Source organism: Jatrophihabitans sp., assembly GCA_036399055.1.
In the GTDB taxonomy this organism is placed as follows: Bacteria; Actinomycetota; Actinomycetes; order Mycobacteriales; family Jatrophihabitantaceae; genus Jatrophihabitans_A.
Window position 1 is genome coordinate 34,291 of record DASWNX010000025.1, and the last position, 18,908, is coordinate 53,198.

The following is an 18,908-nucleotide window of genomic DNA, read 5'->3' on the forward strand; positions in this document are numbered from 1 at the left end:
ATAGGACAGACGATCGAGCGCTGACACCCAATTCGCATGCCGCCGTTGGATGCCCAGTGGCCAGCCGTTAACGTGAGTGCCTATACAAACACGGGGGAAACATGCGCGCTGGCCGTTTTATCGCGAGCATCACGGCTGTCACCATGGCGGCGTTCGGCATCTCGCTGGCGCCGAGCGGGCCGGCCGGCGCGATCGAGGGCCCGTTGCCGTCCAACGCGGCGCCCAGTTGGCAGACCAACGGGCAGGTGACGGCGATCGCGGTAGCCGACGGCATCGTCTACGTCGGCGGGAACTTCACCAGCGTCCGGCTGCCCGGCCGGCCCCTCGGCTCGGGTGAGGTGGCTCGCAACCACCTCGCCGCGTTCAACGCCAGCACCGGAGCGCTGATCACGACGTTCAACCACGACGTCAACGCCGCGGTCCACGCGCTCGCGCCCAGCCTCGACGGCAAGACCCTCTACGTCGGCGGTGACTTCAGCGCGGTCGACGGCGCCGCCCGTAACCGGATCGCGGCCATCTCCCTTGCCTCCGACGCCGTTCCGGCCGGCGTCCTGGCTCCCTGGAACCCCAACGCCAACGCCCGGGTGGCCAGCATCGCCGCCTCCAGCTCGGCGGTCTACGTCTCGGGCTCCTTCACCTCGATCGGCGGCGCGGCCAAGCAGCGGGTGGCCGCGCTGGACCCGGACACCGGCGCGTCACTGCCGGCCTTCGCAGCCGACGCCGACAACGTGGTCTACCAGATCGCGCTGACGCCAGGCCGTACCAAGCTCTACCTCGCCGGCGCGTTCCTGAGCCTGAACTCCGACCCGGCCCACCACGCCGTGGCAGTCGTGGACAGCGTCACCGGCGAGGCCCTGGCGTTTCCGGCAGGCGCGGTGATACCGCCCAAGACCGCGTCCTGCACGGTGGAGGCCAAGGCCGTCAAGACCGACAGCGGCGGCGCGTACTTCGGCGTCGAGGGCTCAGGCCTGGGCTGCTTCGACGGCACGTTCGCCGCCAACTCCGACGGCTCGCTGCGCTGGCAGAGCAAGTGCCTGGGCGCGACCCAGGCAGTGCAACCGATCGGCGACATCCTCTACACCGGCTCACACAGCCACGACTGCAGCGCAGACCGGCCCGCTGACCCGAACGCCTTCCCTGAGGTGGGATCACTCAAGGGGCTGTCGCGGCACCTGCTGTCGCGCAGCACCGGCAACGGGCTGCTGGGCACCTGGTACCCGAACACCGACGGCGGCCCCGACAACGCCGGTCTGGGCCCGAGGGTGATGACCACCGACGGCAGCCAGCTCTTCGTCGGCGGCGAGTTCACCACCGTCAACGGGTTGCCCCAACAGGGTTTCGCCCGGTTCGACCCGGCCACCGGTGATCTGGCCAGCCCGTCACGTCCAGCCCCGCCGACCGCGGTGGCCCGCGCCGGGGGCAAGGTGTCAATCTACGTCCAGACTCCGCTGGACACCGATGACGTCCACCTGACCGTCCGGCTCTACCGCGACGGCGGCAGCACGCCGATCGCCACCGCGGCGGTGACCTCGCTGTTCTGGAAGCGGCCGGTGCTGACCTTCAGCGACGACGCGTTGGCCGCCGGCACCAGCCACAGTTACACAGCCGACGTCAAGGAGACCTTCGGCCCGCGCGTGGGCCCCCGGTCCTCGCCCAGCCGCACCGTCACGGTGATCAGGACGGCCACCGGGTACCCCGCCGCTGTTGACCCGGACAGCCCGGTGCTGTTCTGGCGCCTTGGTGACGCGGGCGGCCCGCTCACCGCGGACAGCTCGAACACCAAGAACCCCGGCGGCCTCACCCTCGGGGGAGGTGGCCTCAGCTACGGCGCCGCCGGCGCGATCGCCGCAAACACTGCCGTGACGCTGAACGGCTCCACCGGCTACATCTCAGCGACCCGCGGCCAGAACTCGCCGGGCACCTTCTCGATCGAGGCGTGGTTCAAGACCACCAGCACCACCGGCGGGCGCATCTTCGGCTTCGGCAACCAGCAGGGCGGCCTGGACCTCTACGGCAACCCGGTGCTCAGCCGGCAATACGACAAGCACATCTACATGGCCAATGACGGGCGCCTGGTTTTCGGCGTCCATGCCGGGCGGGCGATCACCCTCACGACGCCTGCCCGCTACAACAACGGGCAGTGGCACCACGTCGTCGGCACCCAGGGCCCGCTGGGCATGACCCTCTACGTCGACGGCGCCAAGATCGCCCAGAACACTCAGACCACCAACGCCCAGTACTACGGCTACTGGCGGATGGGCGGTGACAACCTGAGCGGCTGGCCGCTAGCGCCGGGTAGCCGGTTCCTCGCCGGCGCCCTCGATGAGGTGGCCGTGTACAACCGCGTCATGGCTCTCAGCTCGGTGCAGAAGCACTACCTCGCCTCCGGACGCCGGCTGCCCTAAGCCCGCGCGTGCCACAGCCCTGCCGTTCCCGAAGGGGTGCCACGCCCAAGCCGGCAGGCGTCCTGTCTGGAACAGGACGCCTACCGGCTTGGCGAGGTGAGACCAGTCCGTCCTCAGGCGGTGACGAAGTCTGCCTTGGGGCGCTGATGCGGTGCGAGCAGGTCCTCAGTGGCCTCAACGTCGCGGCTGTGTCGCAGGCCGAGCAGGCCGAGCAGCAGCATCACCGCCCCCGCGAGATAGGCGGCGATGGCGGCGATCCCTGCGATCATCGCCATGGTGTCGAAGGCATAGGCGTTGAGCAGCAGCCCGCGCAGCGTCTCACCGCGGAACACTGACTGGACGCTGGCCGCGAGCTTGGCGTCGGTGGGGTTGGCCTGCGCTTGCGCACTCAGCTGGGCGTAGGTCTTGCCGTCGCCGATCTTCTGGATGTGGATCGCGATGTAGTGGTCGGCGTAGGCCTTGGCCTGTGGGCCGGTGGTCAACTGCTGCCCGGCGTACTCACGGACGGGGTCGTACTCGGCGCCGATGATGCCCTTGCTGTCCTTGGCGGGGAAGTAGATCTGCTGTGCCGCGAGCTGGCTGTGCACCTGGTCGCCGACGAAGTCGTGCGCCCAGTACAGCAGGGAGCCGGCCATCACCAGGACAGCCGCGAGAAAGAGCCCGGCGACACTTGCCAGTAAGTCGAACGTCCTGCGCTTCATGAGATCTCCTTGAATGGTCCGGCTGATTGGCTCAACCATCGCGCCCGCCGCTGCTTGTGACGGGCGGAGAAGGTCCCGAGCGGGGTGGACTTAAGTCCTTGATCTTCAGCCACCGGTGGTCACCTCACGATGCCAACGACGCCCGCGACGATGCCAATGACGCCCGCGACGATGGACTTTGGTCCCGCCGCCTCGGGCCTTCGGCCTCCAGCCGCCCGCGGGTCGAGCCAGCATGCTGATGTCGTACCCACTTTGAGAGAAGGAAGCGATCATCATGACCATGCACCTGCGAACCCGTTCCTCCCATGACCACGAGGACGTGATGATCCCCGGCGCCGTCGTCACCTCCGCCGCCGCGAAGGCGCTGGCCGTGCTGCGGATCGCGACCGGCTTCGTCTTCCTCTGGGCCTTCCTCGACAAGCTGTTCGGCCTGCACTACTCGACCTCGTCGGCCAAGGCCTGGATCGACGGCGGCTCGCCCACCAAGGGATTCCTGTCATCGGTGGAGGTCGGCCCGTTGAGCTCGACGTTTCACTCGATGGCCGGTGACACCTGGGTGAACTGGCTGTTCATGCTCGGCCTGCTTGGTATGGGCATCGGCCTGATCGCCGGCGTGGCTCTGCGGATCACCGCCCTGGCAGGCGCGCTGATGATGTCCATGATGTGGCTGGCCGAGTTCCCGTTGGCCCAGCACACCAACAGCGGCGAGCCGAGTGGTTCGTCCAACCCGCTGATGGACTCCCACCTGATCTACGCGATCGTCATGGTGGTGCTGGCAGCCACCTACGCCGGCAACACCTGGGGGCTCGGCAAGCTCTGGGCCAGGCTGCCCTTCGTCAACCAGCACCGGTGGGCCCTGTGACCGCATAGCTTGCCCGCCACCGCGTGACCATGCTCAGATGACTGAGCATGGTTTCGCGGCGTTGAGGCCGCGCGGCGGGCAGGCAGTCGCCGCGCCGGAGCCCACCACCGACCTTCACCGATGGGCTGCCCATCAAGCTGCTACGAGCCGAACCGAGGTCTGCCCCATGCATCAGGCATTGAATGATGATGAATTACGACTGATCGACGCCTACTGGCGGGCAGCCAACTACCTGTCGGTAGGCCAGATCTATCTGCTGGACAACCCGCTGCTCACCCAACCGCTGGCAGCTGAGCACATCAAGCCTCGGCTGCTCGGCCACTGGGGGACCACACCCGGGTTGAACCTGCTCTACGCCCACCTGAACCGGGTGATCATCCAACGTGACCTGAACGCCCTCTTCATCACCGGTCCGGGACACGGCGGCCCGGGCCTGGTGGCCAACGCCTACCTGGAGGGCGCCTACACCGAGGTGTACTCAGGTATCGGCCAGGACATCGACGGACTCAAGGCGCTGTTCCGGCAGTTCTCCTTCCCCGGCGGCATTCCCAGCCACGTCGCCCCCGAGACCCCCGGCTCGATCCACGAAGGCGGTGAGCTGGGCTACTCCCTGGTGCATGCCTTCGGCGCGGCCTTCGACAACCCCGACCTGCTGGTCGCCTGCGTGATCGGCGACGGGGAGGCCGAGACCGGCCCGCTGGCAGCCAGCTGGCATTCCAACAAGTTCCTCAACCCGGCGCGCGACGGCGCGGTGTTGCCGATCCTGCACCTCAACGGCTACAAGATCGCCAACCCCACCGTGCTGGCCCGAATCGAGCACGACGAGCTGGCCGCGTTGATGACCGGTTACGGCTACGAGCCGTTCTTCGTCGAGGGTGACGAGCCATTCGCCGTGCACCAGCAGCTGGCAGCGACCCTGGATCAGGTGATCGAGCAGATCGCCGAGATCCAGCACCAGGCACGATCGGGCTCGTCCGCGCAGGGCAGCCGGCCGCGCTGGCCGATGATCGTGCTGCGCACGCCGAAGGGCTGGACCGGCCCGGCGGTGGTGGACGGCCAGCAGGTCGAGGGCACCTTCCGGGCCCACCAGGTTCCGCTGGCCAACACCCGGGCGAATTCAGAGCATCGCCGCCAGCTCGAGGCATGGTTGCGCAGCTACCGTCCGCAAGAGCTGTTCGACGCCAACGGCCGGCTGGCGCCCGAGCTGGCCAGATTGGCGCCGACCGGACAGCGCCGGATGAGCGCCAACCCGCATGCCAACGGCGGCCTGCTGCTGCGCGACTTGGAGCTGCCCGACTTCCGCGGCTACGCCGTGGAGGTCAAGGCGCCCGGCGTCCAGACGCACGAGGCGACCAGGGTGCTCGGAGAGTTCCTGGCCGACATCGCGGCGGCCAACCGGGACCGGTTCCGGGTGATGGGTCCCGACGAGACCGCATCCAACCGGCTCGGCGGGATGTTCCGCACCACCGGCCGGGCCTGGGACGCGGCCGTGGTCGAGGGCGATGAGCACCTGGACCCGAACGGGCAGGTGATGGAAGTGCTGTCTGAACACCTGTGCCAGGGCTGGCTGGAGGGTTACCTGCTGACCGGGCGGCACGGCTTGTTCAATTGCTACGAGGCCTTCATCCACATCATCGACTCGATGTTCAACCAGCACGCCAAATGGCTCAAGACCAGCAGGGCGATCCCGTGGCGGCGTCCCATCGCGTCGTTGAACTACCTGCTGTCATCACACGTCTGGCGCCAGGACCACAACGGCTTCTCACACCAGGATCCCGGCTTCCTCGACCACGTCGTGAACAAGAAGGCCGAGATCGTCCGGGTGTACCTGCCTCCGGACACCAACACCCTGCTGTCAGTGACTGATCACTGCCTGCGCAGCCGCGACTACGTCAACGTCATCGTGGCGGGCAAGCAGCCGACCCTGACCTACCTCACCATGGAGCAGGCGATCGCGCACGCGACCCGCGGCCTCGGCATCTGGGAATGGGCGGGCAACACCACCGGCGAGCCCGACGTGGTGCTGGCCTGCGCCGGAGACGTGCCCACCCTGGAGACCCTGGCAGCCGCCGACCTGCTGCGCCAGCACCTGCCCGACCTCAGGGTGCGGGTGATCAATGTCGTGGACCTGATGCGGTTGCAATCAGCCACTGAGCACCCGCACGGACTGCCCGACCGCGAGTTCGACGGGCTGTTCACCCCGGACAAGCCGGTGATCTTCGCCTTCCACGGCTATCCCTCCCTGATCCACGTGCTCACCTACCGGCGCGCCAACCACGCCAACATCCACGTCCGCGGCTACAAGGAGGAAGGGACGACCACCACCCCGTTCGACATGGTGATGCTCAACGACCTCGACCGCTTTCACCTGGTCATCGACGTCATCGACCGGGTCCCCTCGTTGGGCAGCAGGGCAGCTGTGCTCCGGCAGCGGATGGCCGACGCCCGGCTGGCCGCCCGCGCCTACACTCGCGAGCACGGCGAGGACGACCCGGCGATCGCGGGCTGGGTGTGGCCAGGGAACAGCGAGACCGAGATGCCCATCTGATGAGCGCCCTGATCGTCAACGCCGGCTCCTCCAGCCTGAAGCTGCGGCTGCTCGGCGAGGACGAGGCAGTGCTGGCCAGTGTCGACCTGCCGGCGCTGCCAGGAGCGAGCGGGCAGCTCCGGGACACGCTGGCGGGTTGGCCGGCGCCGGACTGGGTGGCGCACCGGGTGGTGCACGGCGGGCGACTGTTCCGCGGGCCGGTAGCCATCGATGATCAGGTGCTAGAGCAGATGCGGTCACTGATTGACCTGGCGCCGCTGCACCAACCCAAGTCGTTGTCGGCCATCGCCGCCGTCCGCGCGGAGCTGCCTGAGACACCTGCCTACGCGTGCTTCGACACCGCCTTTCACGCCAGCATTCCAGCCAAGGCCGCCACGTATGCGATACCGCAGCGATGGCGGGTTGATCACGGCATCCGCCGGTATGGATTTCACGGTTTGAGCCATGGTTATTGCGTTGAGCGCGCGGGCCAGCTGGTCGACCGGCCGGTGGACCAGCTCCGGATCGTCAGCTGCCACATCGGCGCGGGCGCCTCGATCACCGCCGTCCTCGGGGGCAGGAGTGTCGACACCTCGATGGGCTTCACGCCGCTGGAAGGGGTCGTCATGGCGACCCGGTCAGGTTCGGTGGACCCGGGCCTGCTGCTCTGGCTGGCCGAGCACGAGGGTTTGGCGCCGCACGCGATCGCCGAGGCACTGGAGAACGAGTCCGGCCTGCTGGCGCTGGCGGGCACCGCCGATCTGCGTGAGGTTGAATCGCGGCGCGCTGCTGGGGAGGAGCGGGCCACCGCAGCCTTCGAGGTGTACGTGCACCGGTTGGTCACCACCATCGGCGCCATGACAGCTGCGGCCGGCGGCCTGGACGTGCTGGTCTTCACCGGTGGAGTAGGGCAGAACTCCACGTCCGTGCGCGCCGAGGTCAGCAACCGGCTCGGCCACCTCGGTGTCGCCGTCGATCCCGAACGCGACTGCGCCGGTGGCGCATCCGATGACAGCGACCGCGACATCGGCGTCGGCGCCGTCCGGGTGCTGGTGATCGAAGCCAGGGAGGACTTGCAGATGGTGCGTGAGGTCAGCGCGCTGCGCGCCGCCGAGCGGCTGAGATGATCAGGCCTGCCGCACGTCAGGCGCCACATCGAGGACGTCAACCACCGGACGGCGGGGGGTCCGCGGCGCCTGCGCGGCGTGGGCTGGCGGGTAACCGATCCGAAGCATCATCTGCGGAACACCCTGCCAGCCCATCAGGATCTTGAGCCGGCTCCGGAACGCCACCAGATCCACGGCCTGACTCAACGGACAGGTCACCAGTCCCCGCAATTCGGCCTGGAGCATCAACCACATCATGGACTCACCGGCTCGCAGGTGCTCCAAGGGGGAGTCGGACTGCGTCAGCAGCACTGCGATGGCAGGCCGCTCGTCGACATCGCGCTCGATCAGCAGCCGGCCGGAGACGCCGGTCTCGAAGTCTCGTAACGGCACGTCCGTGTGCCGGGGGTGGCTGGCCGGCACGTGCGGTATCGCGCTGGCAGGCACCCCGTCGGGGTGGGCGTCGGAGTCACGCACCCAACGATCTCTCTCGGCGACGTACTCGCTGTCCTCGATCTCGCTGCGATCGGCCGAGCTGATCGCGACGGCAAGGTTGACCAGCTGTTCCTGGCGCGCGGGGAAGTCAGCGTGGACGCCGCCGCCTGATGAGACAGCGCGCAATTCCTCGATGATCTCCGGACTGACCTCGTGTCTGTCGAACGGCCGCCGATCGCTGTGCCGTCGCTCGGCGGCTGCCAGCGACTCCAGGTCCCGGGCTGAGATCTGCCTCTGCCCGACCGCTCTGAACTCAGCTATCAGGTCAGGATCGGAGGGGTCGGGAAGCCGGGAAGTCTCGATCTGCCAACCGAGGGCCCGAAGGCCGAGTTCGGTGAGGACCAGGGCGGCGCCGCAGCTGATCAGCAACGAATGCCCATCCGGATCGGCGACCTGCAACTGCCGGCTCCGGTCAGCGCGCAGTGACAAGTGATCCGAATGCAGCTGCCACAGCCACGGCTGGGTGTTGTGGATCGAAGGCGCCCGGTTTGCGGTCGCGATCACAGGCTCGATGGTGTCGCGTCGGAACGGCCCCGGTGAGCCAGGCTCACGTTGGGTCGATTCCGATGCAGTGGCGGCGGGGTGTGCCATGACAGCTTCCTTTGTTCAGGGGCCGGCGCTCGACGGTTCAGCCAGTGCCTCCAACGCCAAGCCTGCGCCCAACCACGCCCGGGCGACAGGGTCGAACGTCCCGTGGCCTGAGAGCGGGTGCGAAAGTGATCGCGCCACCGCCGGCCGACAGGACTATCGGCCCTACCGACAGGGCGCTTTCACGGCGAATCTGGATCTGTTCCCCGTACCGGAAGGTCGCGGGCCAACCTCACGTCATTGCGCGAATGAATCGGGACAAGGAGTCTGACATGCTTGACATGGGACCTGTAGTCGTAGGAATCGACGACTCATCCAGTAGCGACCTAGCACTGCGGTGGGGGATCGAGCAGGCGCGGGCGCAGGCCACCACGCTGCGCCTGGTCTGCGTTTATCGCAGTGTGTTTCCCGGCCCAGTGGAGATGGGTTACGAGGAGACGGGGATCGAATTGCAGGAGCTGCGTCGGCACGCCGAGAGCACGCTGTGGCAGGCGTGCGAGCAAGCCGACGTGCTCGCCCCAGGTCTAGTAGTGGAATCGGCTGCCGTCGAAGGCGATGCGGTGCCGGTGTTGCTCTCTGAGTCCAGCCACGCAATGGTCCTGGTGCTCGGCTCTCGTCAGCTGAAGACCTTCGGATCAGTCGTACTCGGCTCAGTGGCTGCGGCGGTCTCCGCGCGGGCGCAGTGCCCGGTCATCGTGCTCCGAGCTCCGGCCGGCGATCCGGCCGAAGAGGCAGCGGTGATAGTCGGCGTGGACGGCACTGAGGATTCCGAGACGGTGCTTGCCTTTGGCTTCGATCACGCGAGCAGGCATCGGCTGCCGCTGAAAGCCGTCTTGTGCTGGAACGACCACTTCACCTTCGGACCCTGGCAGCATGCCCGTCGGTCCTTCCGCAACACCGAGTCATGGCTGTCAGAGGCGCTGGCGGGCTGGCGGGAGAAGTATCCCGACGTCGAGGTGCATTCCGGTGTCATCCACGACAACCCGGTGCCCGGTCTCGTCGCCGACTCGGTCGGCCAGAGCCTGCTGGTTGTCGGCACCCGGGGCAGGCACGCGCTCGCCGGGACCCTGCTCGGGTCGGTCAGCCAGGGCGTGCTGCACCACGCGCTCTGCCCGGTGGCAGTAGTGCCGTCCCACTGCGAATAACGACGGGCCCGCCACCCGTGCCCATGCGCGCACCTAGCATCGAGAGGCTGGAAGAAGAGATGACACCGTCCGGCCAGCTGGCCTGGCTGAGCAAGCCGAACCCGACGATCGCAGTCGAGGCGCTGCGCCGGGCCGCGGTGCGCGCGACATTGGCGCCCTCGGTGCACAACACCCAGCCATGGCAGTTGGTGATCGGTAGTGGTGCGCTGGCGATCCATGCCGACTTCAGCCGGCAACTGCGCATGCTGGACCCCGCCCGCAGGCAGCTGATCATCAGCTGTGGCTGCGCGGTGCTCAACGCCAGGGTCTCACTGGCGGCTGACGGCTACCCGGTGACTGTGCGGTGGCCAGCCGACTCCAGCCGGCCAGACTTGCTTGCCGAGCTCACCAGCTGCTCTGACGGTGATCTGAGCCTGGCGATGTTGGACCCGGTGTTGGGGCTCCGGCGGACCAACCGGCGGGAGTTCGCCGATGACCCGGTTCCTCCTCAGCTCGTCGAGGTGCTGATCGAGGCCGCCGACCGCGAGGGCGGCCGGCTCGTCATGATCGACGAACCAGCGCACCGGCGTGCCGCCGCGGTGCTCAGCCGACGCGCGGACGCCATCGAGAACGCCGATCCTCGATACCGCGCCGAGCTGCGGGCCTGGGCCACCGACGACCCGCACCGCAGCGATGGCGTGGCGTTCGCGACGGTTCCCCATGGCCGAGGTCCGGCTGGGGACCTGGTTCGGATCCGCGACTACGGCGCTCATCAGGACGGCGGCCTGCCTGAGCACACCCGGTCAAGCGGAGCTGAGTGCCTCCTGCTGCTCGGCAGTGACGAAGATGACCCGGTGAGCTGGCTGCGGGCCGGTCAGGCGCTGGAGCGGGTCTGGCTGGAGGTCACCCGCGCCGGTTACGCCATGAGCCTGTTCACCCAGGTCGTCGAAGTGCCTGCCACCAGGCAGTTGTTGCGCTCGGAGTTGGGTCTGAGCATGCAGCCACACGTGTTGCTGCGGGTGGGCCGGGCGCCGGCCACACCGGTCACTCGGCGCCGCAAGTTGGTCGATGTGCTTCGGCAGCACCCGCAGGCCGGTGCGGCCTGATCGCCAGCTGACCGGCACGGGATTCTGGCCCTCGCCGTGAGCGAGCCGCAGGAGGACGATGAATCCATGGGTACCGAACAAGACTGCAGCAGTCCCGCCCTGTCACCAGACGCCTGCTGGGCGCTGTTACGGGCGGTGGAGACCGGCCGGCTGGGCCTCGTCGTCAACGGTGAGCCGGACATATTCCCGGTCACCTTCCTCGTCGATCACGGCACGGTGGTCTTCCGGACAGCGCCGGGCACCAAGCTGACCGCTGCTCTCAACGGCCCCCGGGTCGCGTTCGAGGCCGATGGTGTCGATGCCGCGGCTGGCCAGGCATGGAGCGTGGTGGCCAAGGGCCGCGCCGAAGAGGTCACGCAGCTGCACGAGCTGCTGGACACCACGGCCCTTCCGCTGTTCCCCTGGCACACCAGCCCCAAGCATCACCTCATCCGAATCGTTGTCGATGAGGTCACCGGCCGGCGGTTTTCCATCGCCGACCGTGCCAGCTGGTACATGCCACTGGTGGATGTCCCTCGTGTCGCGTCTGAGTGACCCTTCGAGTCCGCTTCTGCCCCGCCGCCGATCCGCCCGGCACACCACGAGAGTTCGGTGGATAGGCATTAGCCGGTCGGGAGACTAGGCTGCACCTACACAATCACACCGGTGGGGACGGCGATTCGGGCATGACCGACCACCCAGACGGCGCTGACAGCAAGTTCGAGACATCTCTCGACAATGCCCCTCAACTCGGCCTAACCGATCTGCTCGACCAGCTGGTGTCGCGGGCCAACGATGTTCGGGCCGTCCAGGTGCAGTTGAACGGGCTGCTGGCCGCCAACGAAGCGATCATGGGGCATCTGGAGTTGCCGGCAGTGCTCAGGCAGATCGTGAGAGCCGCCTGCGAGTTGGTCGACGCGCGATACGGCGCCCTGGGTGTGATAGGTCCCGACGGCGGCCTTGAGCAGTTCGTGCATGAGGGCATCGACGAAGAGACAGCGGCCCGGATCGGGTCATTGCCGAAAGGGCTCGGCCTGCTGGGCGCCCTGATCGAGAACCCGCATCCGATCAGGCTGCACAAGATCTCCGACGATCCGCGCTCGGTCGGCTTTCCCGCCCATCACCCGCCGATGAGCAGTTTCCTCGGCGTTCCCATCAGGGTGCGGGACGTGGTGTTCGGGAACCTGTATCTCACAGGTCGACGTTCTGGTGACTTCACCCAGAACGATGAGGAGCTGATCACCGCTATCGCCGGGACGGCGGCCATCGCGATCGAGAACGCCCGCCTCTACGAGGAGGGCAACCGGCGCCAGCGCTGGCTGCAGGCATCAGCCGAGGTCACCCAACAGCTGCTTGCCTATTCGGGCGAGGACCCGCTCAGCGTGATCGCGCGCAGCGTTCAGGAGTTGGCCGACGCCGACGTGGTCACCGTGGTCCTGCCGGCTGCCACTCCGGGTGACCTGATGGTCGAGGTCGCGACCGGTGTCTCGGCTGACAGGTTGACCGGCTTGACCTACTCCACTCACCGCAGTGTGGCCGGTGCGGCGATCGACACCGGTGAGCCGATCCTGATCGAGGACATCGACAAGCAGGACGACTTCACATTGAACATGCGTGACGTCGTGACAGCAGGTGCGGTGATGGCACTGCCGCTGGCCGGATCGAGCAAGCCGCGGGGCAGCCTGCTGGTTGTCCGGCTGAGCGGCCGGCGCGGCTTCACGCAGAGTGATCTTCAGATGGCGATGGCTTTCGCCAACCATGCGGCGCTGGCGCTGGAATTGGCCGACGCGCGGTCTGACCAGCAACGGGTGATTCTGCTGGAAGACCGGGATCGGATCGCCCGGGACCTGCACGACCACGTGATCCAGCGGCTGTTCGCCGCCGGGCTGAGTTTGCAGAGCCTGCAGACCCGTGAGCGTGACCCTGCCACGGCCGCCAAGCTGGAACAGGTCGTCACCGACCTCGATGACACGATCCGTCAGATCCGCACGTCGATCTTCGACCTGCGCGGATCGTTGGCTCCGGCGTCAGCCACGGTGCGCACCCAACTGATCCAGGTCATCGCTGACCAGGCCGGGCAGCTCGCCTCCGATCCGACGGTGCGTTTCGTCGGGCCGGTCGACTCGTTGGTGGGCCCGGCACTGGCCGATGAGCTCAGCGCCGTGTTGCGCGAGGCGTTGAGCAACGTGGCCAGGCACGCGCAGGCCGATAGCGTCAATGTCCTCCTCGATGTGTCTGCTGACGCACTCTGCCTCCAGGTGAGCGACGACGGTGTCGGCATCGGCGCGACCACCCGGCGCAGCGGTCTGGACAACCTCGAGCAGCGCGCGCTGCTACGCGGCGGATCGATGACCGTGACGAGCACGCCGGATAAGGGGACACAGCTGCGATGGCAGATAGCACTGAGCTGAGCGTGACACCGATCAGGGTCTTCCTGCTCGACGACCACGAGATCGTCCGGCGCGGCCTCGCTGACCTGCTGTCGGCCGCTGACGACATGGAGGTGGTGGGGGAGGCCGGCACCGCAGCTGAGGCGCTTCGACGGATACCGGCCGTCCGGCCGGATGTCGCGTTGCTCGACGGCCGGCTTCCGGACGGGAGCGGCATCGATGTCTGCCGGGACATCAGGTCCTCCTACCCCGATATCGGGTGCCTGATCCTCACCTCTTATGACGACGATGACGCCCTGTTCGCCGCGGTGATGGCTGGAGCATCTGGGTACCTGCTGAAAGAGATCCGCGGATCGTCTCTGCTGGACGGCATCCGGCAGGTGAAGGCAGGCCGCTCGATGCTGGACCCCACGGTCACCGAGCGGGTGATGCAGCGACTGCGCCAGGGCAAAGAGCAGGATCCGAGACTGGCTGGGCTCACCGAGCGCGAGCGCGACATCCTGAATCTGATCACGGACGGGCTGACGAACCGGCAGATCGGTGAGCGTTTGTTCCTGGCGGAGAAGACGGTCAAGAACTACGTGTCAGGGCTGCTGGCCAAGCTCGGAATGCAACGACGCACCCAGGCCGCCGTCTTCGGCTCGGAATTGAAGCGTAGGTGATCCAGCGGCTGTCGTGGGAGGATCTCGACTGGGGGCGACGCCTCGGTTCTAGGACGGCTTGTGGGCGCTCACCAGGTACGCCGCCAAGTCGCCTTCCACCGGCCCGTCGCCGAGTCTGGTGATCATCTCTTCCCGTAGCGAGCGGGTCAGACCCTCCAGCTCGCCCCGCTCCTGCAGGGCGAAGCGCAGCGGCGTTCCCAGGCAGAATCCTTCCGCGAGCGCCTGAGCGGTCGACCTGCCGCGCAGCACGACCCGCTCGATGCTGTCGACCACCAGCCCGCCGGTGTGCAGGTCCGCGGTGATCCGGACCGGATCACCGTAGCCGTGCGGCACCCGGACGACGAAGTCCGGCAAGTCCCCGGGCAGGACCGCGGCGAGGCTGTCGACCAGGGCCGCGGGAAAGTCTGAGGCCTCCACTGCGTCCCACACCGTGAACAGCAATGTCGCGCCTGGCGCCAGCACCCGCGCCGCCTCGGCGAACGCGGCCGGCTTGTCCGGAAAGAACATCACCCCGAACTGGCACACGACCAGGTCGAAGCCGCCGTCGGGGAGGTCGAGCCGTTGCGCGTCAGCCTGCGACCAGGTCGGTCCGGGGATCCTGGCCGCGGCCCAGGACACCATCGCGGGGTTGAGGTCGGTGGCGGTGATCTCGGCGTCGGGAAGTACCCGCACCAGTTCGGCCGTCAGGGCGCCGGTGCCGGCGGCGAGTTCGAGCACCCGCCCGGGGGCCAGCGTGGCGACCGATGCGGCGAGCTGTGCGGCGAACGGCGCGAACAACGCCGGCGCCAGGCACTTGTCGTACACCTCGGGCATGGTGGCCAGCCACTGGGAATCAGTGGCCAGCCACTGGGAGTCGGTGCTCATCCCAAGATCATGGCTCACGCCGCAAGCATTGCCTAGACCCTGTTCTGCTGGCGAAGGCCGGCCCCGGCGACTCACCCCCCCCACGGGAAGGTCCAAGCCGGACGCCACGTGCATTAGTCGGGATCACACGAGCGGTTTCAATGGATTTTGGACCGCGACGCGATGACGAGCCGCCGTTCGGCACTTCGGGACACCAGGCCAATCGCTCCACGCCCGCCAAGGCATTCGGGCGTGGAGCGATGAACCGGCTACTCAATTGTCAACGGCGGTCAAGCAGTCCCTTTGACATAACCGCTACAGGTGTCGGTGAACGCGTCATCTTGACAGCTCTTGTAGTAAACAGCCTTGCCCTCACCGATGTTGTACGTGCGATTGACGCAGGTGCCGGCGCCGCCCGTCCAGTTCAGCCGGATATCGCCGCCGCTACCGGAGTAGTAGAAGCTCACATACACCGAGTCGCCGTCGGAGTCGGTGTCACAGATGTGGAAGTAGTCGCCGTCGGCGAAGAACTTGGCGGTGGAGCCATCGGTGCTCACGATGGGCCCGTTGGTTCCCGCGAAAGCAGGACTAGCTCCGAGGGACAGGAACAGCAGGGCGGCAATAACGACAGTCACAAGCTTTCGCATGAGTTCTCCCCGACTGATTGAGCGGCAGATGCCTGGAGATATGACCTTCCTCGGCTGTTAATTACCAGTCAATGAAGGGATAAGCATCGCGGCGCAGCCGTTACATTGCAACAACGTAGGGTATGATTTAGCCGATGTCGTAGACGATGTCGACCGAGACGGTCAACTCCTGCTGGCCGGGCTGAAGCGGCGTCGACTCCGCGGCGCCGGCAGCCGAGCGCATGTCATAGCTGATCGGGTGACCGGCGTCTGCCAACTCGGTGACGGACCTGATCCGGCCGAGGGTGACGCCGGCCGCCTTGGCCAGTTGCGCTGCCTGGGCCTTGGCCTGGTTGACAGCCGCGGATCGGGCCTGAGCCCGCAACGCGCTGTCCTCACCCACCGAGAAGGAGATGTGCTGCACTCGCACGGCGTTTCCGACGACGCCGGCGGCCGCGTCGATCAGCGCGCCGGCCCCGGCGATGTCGCCTGAGCGCGCTTGCACCATGTTGTCGACCTGGTAGCCGGAGATCGTCGACTTGTCGGTGTAGGTCGGGTTGATGCTCAACTGGCGAGTCTGCAGATCCTTGGCGGCGATGCCCTTGGCTCGCAGCAGGTCGAGCAGGGCGTTGCTCTTGACGTTGTTGTCCGCCAGCGCGGCCTTGGCGCTGGAACCTTGCGTCGAGACGCCGATCATGATCACGAGCGTGTCAGGGGTGGCGCTGACCTTGCCCACGCCGCGAGTGGTGATGGTGTGGGCGTCCATCGTCACGGGCGTGCTGGCCGGCGCCGCTGCCATGGGCGCCGCGGCCGCCATCTGGCCGGTCACAGCCACTGGCGCCGCGGCGTCCCCACCTGCTGACCCCATCGGTTTCGCCGTTCCCATCGACGCTCCCGCGCCCATCGGCTCCGGGGCGCCGATCACACTCGCGCCGATCGGCGCGGTGTCCAGGGGCGCCGGGCGGTCCTTGCCGGCGCCGCACGCGGTGAGCAGCAGGCCTGCGACGACGACCGGGACGGCGGTGCGGGTGACGGTGAGCATGTCGGTCCTCCAGGCGAGGTGCGGTGGGCGTGCTGGTTACCACCTAGATGACCTGGGCCTGCCATAACGTTGCGATCGGCTGCGCGGTCAGTGCCTGCCTTGAAGGGCCGCTTGAATCGTCCAGCCTCACCAGGCGTCGCCGTCACGCCAATCGCAGGTGAGCTCACCGCGGAGGTCGAGTGCCGCTGACATCGGCAGGACGTAGATCCAGCCGTCCTCCTCTTCGGTCCGGACCACGCCAGTCGGGGTGAGCGCCGAGGTGGGTCCTTGCCAGGGACGCCAGCCTCGCCGGGCGTAGAAGGGCGCCGCCTCTTCGGTCGATCCCAGGGCGCCCAGCTCGTAGGCGCCTCGCGCCACCCGTTCCAGCGCGGCCATCATCGCCGCGCCGTGTCCGCGCCGCCGCTGCGCCCCCCGCACCCCTACGCCTTCGAGGTAGCCGGTGCGCAACGCCCGGCCGTTGTGCAGGAGCCGTCGCTGGATCAAGGCGGCATGCCCGACGAGCTCAGCGTCCTCCCACAGCAGGGCATGCACTCCGCCGAGGCAATGCTCCCAGTCCTGCTCGGTCAGCTCTCCGGCGAAGACCTCCTGGAGCAGCTGATGGGCCGCTGTCAGGTCGGCTGGGTCCAGCTGGCCGGTGTGGGCGAGGACGAGCTTGGTCATGCCGGCCCCCTCTGCGTCCGGCCGCCGCCGAGCGCGGATCGGGCCCGGAGGGCGCTAGCGCGAACGCCGCACCCGCCGCACCGTGGCCCTTGCCAGCCGGTAACCGAGCAGGCCGCGCAGCACCCACGGGGCCCCGACGATGACCGGGTCCAGCCACTGGTGCTTGACGTCGGCGCGATTCTTGCCCAGGCGCGAGGACAAGCCGTGATGGGAGAACTCGCTCAGGACGCCGGTCTCGGTCACCGGGTTGTCCGGCCGGCTGCTCACCATCGAGGCCAGGTTGGCCTCCACGGAGTTCACCCGGTCGGCGAAAATCAGGAGCAGCCAGTGGGCCGCCCGCGCTTCGCTGTAGCGGCGGTAGGCGTACTTGCGGATCACTCCGGACAGGCCGGTGGGCGGGCAGGACGTGCCGAAGACCGGCGTGAGAAAGGCGTGCTCGATCGATCGTTCCCGGGGCCACTTCTCTTCCTGGCGCTCGGGAAAGTCCCAGTGGGCGCCGCTCGCGCCGGGATCGAGGCGTTCCCGCGGCACCGAGGGGCGGTCCTTGGGGTCCAGGTCGGCGCCCCAACCCGGAATGCGAGCCCGCAGCTCCTCGATCGACACCGGTAGCGGCGGCTTGGCTGGCGTGTAGACCATGGGTTGCTCCCTACGCGGCGTTCGGGACGATGAGCGGCTTGATGCAGTCATCGAGCTTGGCGGAGAAGATGTGGTAGCCCTCGGCGATGTGCTCCAGCGGGATGCGGTGGGTGACGATGTCACTGGGCTTGAGGTAGCCGTTGCGGATGTGCTCGAACAGCCGTGGCCACTGCCGCTTCACCGGGCACTGGTTCATCCGCAGCGTCAGCCCCTTGTTCACCGCGTCTCCGAACTTCACCGCGCTGAAGATCGGGCCGTACGCGCCGACCACCGAGACGGTGCCGCCCTTACGCACCGAGTCGATCGCCCAGTTGAGCGCGACCGGCGAGCCGCCCTGCAACTTCAACTTCGTGCCCATCACATGTTGCAGGAAGTTGCCGTCGGCCTCGGCGCCCACCGCGTCGATGACGACGTCTGCGCCCAGGTGGTCGGTGGCCTTCTTCATCTGCACGACGATGTCGTCGTACTCGGTGAAGTTGTAGGTCTCGGCGTGGGCGAAGCTCTGCGCCTTGTCCAGCCGGTATTGCAGGTGGTCGATGACGATCACCCGGCCGGCGCCCATCAACCAGGCCGACTTGGCCGCGAACAGCCCCACCGGCCCCGCGCCGAACACGGCCACGACGTCACCTTCGACGATGTCGCCGAGCTGGGCGCCGAAGTAACCGGTCGCCAGCGCGTCGGTGAGCAGCACCGCGTCCTCGTCGTCCATCCAGTCGGGGATGACGCTGGGGCCGACGTCGGCGAAGGGCACCCGGACGAACTCGGACTGGCCGCCGTCGTAACCGCCGCAGGTGTGGGAGTAGCCGTAGATGCCTCCGACCGCGGTGGCGTTCGGATTGACGTTGTGGCAGTTGGAGTAGAGGCCGCGCGCGCAGAAGAAGCAGGATCCGCAGTACACGTTGAAAGGCACCATCACCCGGTCGCCGGGCTTGAGGTTCTGCACCGAGGGGCCGACCTCGTGGACGACGCCGATGAACTCGTGACCGAAGGTCATGCCGACCCTGGTGTCGGGCATCATGCCGTGATAAAGGTGCAGATCCGATCCGCAGATGGCCGCCAGGCTCACCCGCACGATCGCGTCATTGGGATGTTCGATGGGCGGGATGTCCTTCTCCTCGACCCGGATCCGGTACGGCCCGCGATACACCATGGCTCG

17 protein-coding genes are annotated in these 18,908 nt (G+C 67.6%); 9 read left to right on the forward strand and 8 right to left on the reverse strand.

Going from position 1 to position 18,908, the window contains the following annotated elements; genetic code table 11:
• Nucleotides 1-101 precede the first annotated feature (101 nt).
• Nucleotides 102-2,405, forward strand: a complete 2,304-nt coding sequence (locus VGB75_09480) for a LamG domain-containing protein (GenBank protein HEY0167262.1) — start codon at nucleotides 102-104, stop codon at nucleotides 2,403-2,405.
• Between the two features lie 113 nt (nucleotides 2,406-2,518).
• Here VGB75_09480 and VGB75_09485 read toward each other — a convergent pair whose 3' ends face one another.
• The gene (locus tag VGB75_09485) at nucleotides 2,519-3,106 is read right to left on the reverse strand and encodes a hypothetical protein (GenBank protein ID HEY0167263.1); all 588 of its coding nucleotides are present in this window, start codon (nucleotides 3,104-3,106) and stop codon (nucleotides 2,519-2,521) included.
• 274 nt (nucleotides 3,107-3,380) lie between these two features.
• Here VGB75_09485 and VGB75_09490 point away from each other — a divergent pair, with 274 nt between their 5' ends.
• The 3 genes from VGB75_09490 to VGB75_09500 all read left to right on the forward strand — a co-directional run bounded on the left by VGB75_09490 (nucleotide 3,381) and on the right by VGB75_09500 (nucleotide 7,622).
• Nucleotides 3,381-3,968, forward strand: a complete 588-nt coding sequence (locus VGB75_09490; GenBank protein ID HEY0167264.1) for a DoxX family membrane protein — start codon at nucleotides 3,381-3,383, stop codon at nucleotides 3,966-3,968.
• Nucleotides 3,969-4,134: 166 nt separating this feature from the next.
• Nucleotides 4,135-6,516, forward strand: a complete 2,382-nt coding sequence (locus VGB75_09495) for a phosphoketolase family protein (GenBank protein HEY0167265.1) — start codon at nucleotides 4,135-4,137, stop codon at nucleotides 6,514-6,516.
• Entirely contained in the window at nucleotides 6,516-7,622 is a 1,107-nt protein-coding gene (locus VGB75_09500; protein HEY0167266.1) for an acetate/propionate family kinase, read from the forward strand. The genes VGB75_09495 and VGB75_09500 overlap by 1 nt, the downstream gene beginning before the upstream one ends.
• Here the strand turns inward: VGB75_09500 and VGB75_09505 are convergent, their stop codons facing one another.
• Nucleotides 7,623-8,600: a hypothetical protein gene (locus tag VGB75_09505; GenBank protein HEY0167267.1), complete on the reverse strand. Its 978-nt coding sequence runs from the start codon at nucleotides 8,598-8,600 to the stop codon at nucleotides 7,623-7,625.
• 356 nt (nucleotides 8,601-8,956) lie between these two features.
• On the opposite strand from VGB75_09505, the gene VGB75_09510 reads away from it, so the two are divergent.
• The 5 genes from VGB75_09510 to VGB75_09530 all read left to right on the forward strand — a co-directional run bounded on the left by VGB75_09510 (nucleotide 8,957) and on the right by VGB75_09530 (nucleotide 13,945).
• Nucleotides 8,957-9,829, forward strand: a complete 873-nt coding sequence (locus tag VGB75_09510) for a universal stress protein (GenBank protein HEY0167268.1) — start codon at nucleotides 8,957-8,959, stop codon at nucleotides 9,827-9,829.
• 23 nt (nucleotides 9,830-9,852) lie between these two features.
• Complete coding sequence (locus VGB75_09515) at nucleotides 9,853-10,914, forward strand: nitroreductase family protein (protein ID HEY0167269.1); 1,062 nt, start codon at nucleotides 9,853-9,855, stop codon at nucleotides 10,912-10,914.
• Between the two features lie 36 nt (nucleotides 10,915-10,950).
• Nucleotides 10,951-11,448 (forward strand): pyridoxamine 5'-phosphate oxidase family protein, encoded by a 498-nt coding sequence (locus tag VGB75_09520; protein HEY0167270.1) that lies wholly within the window; start codon nucleotides 10,951-10,953, stop codon nucleotides 11,446-11,448.
• A 131-nt stretch (nucleotides 11,449-11,579) separates the two neighbouring features.
• Nucleotides 11,580-13,304, forward strand: coding sequence for a GAF domain-containing protein (locus VGB75_09525; GenBank protein ID HEY0167271.1), 1,725 nt, complete (start codon nucleotides 11,580-11,582; stop codon nucleotides 13,302-13,304).
• On the forward strand, nucleotides 13,283-13,945 hold the full coding sequence (locus tag VGB75_09530; protein ID HEY0167272.1) for a response regulator transcription factor: 663 nt from the start codon (nucleotides 13,283-13,285) through the stop codon (nucleotides 13,943-13,945). The genes VGB75_09525 and VGB75_09530 overlap by 22 nt, the downstream gene beginning before the upstream one ends.
• 48 nt (nucleotides 13,946-13,993) lie before the next feature.
• On the opposite strand, the gene VGB75_09535 is transcribed toward VGB75_09530, so the two are convergent.
• The 6 genes from VGB75_09535 to VGB75_09560 form a co-directional block, all read right to left on the reverse strand.
• Nucleotides 13,994-14,809 (reverse strand): class I SAM-dependent methyltransferase, encoded by an 816-nt coding sequence (locus VGB75_09535; protein HEY0167273.1) that lies wholly within the window; start codon nucleotides 14,807-14,809, stop codon nucleotides 13,994-13,996.
• Nucleotides 14,810-15,078: 269 nt separating this feature from the next.
• Nucleotides 15,079-15,435: a hypothetical protein gene (locus VGB75_09540; GenBank protein ID HEY0167274.1), complete on the reverse strand. Its 357-nt coding sequence runs from the start codon at nucleotides 15,433-15,435 to the stop codon at nucleotides 15,079-15,081.
• Between the two features lie 127 nt (nucleotides 15,436-15,562).
• A complete protein-coding gene (locus VGB75_09545) occupies nucleotides 15,563-16,456 on the reverse strand; it encodes an SIMPL domain-containing protein (protein ID HEY0167275.1) in 894 nt (297 codons plus the stop codon).
• A gap of 126 nt (nucleotides 16,457-16,582) precedes the next feature.
• Nucleotides 16,583-17,116: a GNAT family N-acetyltransferase gene (locus tag VGB75_09550; GenBank protein HEY0167276.1), complete on the reverse strand. Its 534-nt coding sequence runs from the start codon at nucleotides 17,114-17,116 to the stop codon at nucleotides 16,583-16,585.
• A gap of 54 nt (nucleotides 17,117-17,170) precedes the next feature.
• Nucleotides 17,171-17,752 carry a hypothetical protein gene (locus VGB75_09555; protein HEY0167277.1) on the reverse strand — a complete coding sequence of 194 codons (582 nt, stop codon included), beginning with the start codon at nucleotides 17,750-17,752 and terminating at the stop codon, nucleotides 17,171-17,173.
• 10 nt (nucleotides 17,753-17,762) lie between these two features.
• Nucleotides 17,763-18,902: a zinc-dependent alcohol dehydrogenase gene (locus VGB75_09560; GenBank protein ID HEY0167278.1), complete on the reverse strand. Its 1,140-nt coding sequence runs from the start codon at nucleotides 18,900-18,902 to the stop codon at nucleotides 17,763-17,765.
• Nucleotides 18,903-18,908 lie beyond the last annotated feature (6 nt).